Source organism: Streptomyces colwelliae (genome assembly GCF_048158785.1).
Lineage (GTDB): Bacteria > Actinomycetota > Actinomycetes > Streptomycetales > Streptomycetaceae > Streptomyces.
On the sequence record NZ_JBLTJC010001075.1, the window covers coordinates 1 to 384 of the forward strand.

Consider the following 384-nt stretch of genomic DNA (forward strand, 5'->3'; position numbering starts at 1 on the left):
GAGCGCCACCGACGGTCTGGGCACCGACACCATCGGCGCGCAGGTCGTGACGGTGTCGACCGGCGACGGTCCTCGGCGACCCACGCGAGGATCTCCTCGTCGCTCTCCACGGACGGCCCAGCCGCGTGCGCGTGCCGAGGCGCATCGGCACGGGCTTCGCGCGGCCGCTCTCGCGACTCCACCTGACTCCGCCGTCACCGGCCGCAGGTGGCTACGGCACGGTCGTCGGCACACTTGAGGCAGATGACCGTCTCGCCCTCGTCCGACCCCGGCGGAACTCGCGCGGGGGCGTCGATGGCCTGCTGAACACCGGCCGCGAAGCGTTCGGACAGCTTGGCCATGTGGGCGAACGCCTCGTCGGTCAGGACGTGTTCGAGCGTGGCG

General features: G+C 72.4%; 1 protein-coding gene. It reads right to left on the reverse strand.

What is annotated here, in order from left to right:
* Positions 1-194: 194 nt before the first annotated feature.
* The coding region (locus ACNFOC_RS55880) for a hypothetical protein (protein ID WP_416966508.1) at positions 195-384 on the reverse strand (190 nt) is incomplete at its 5' end.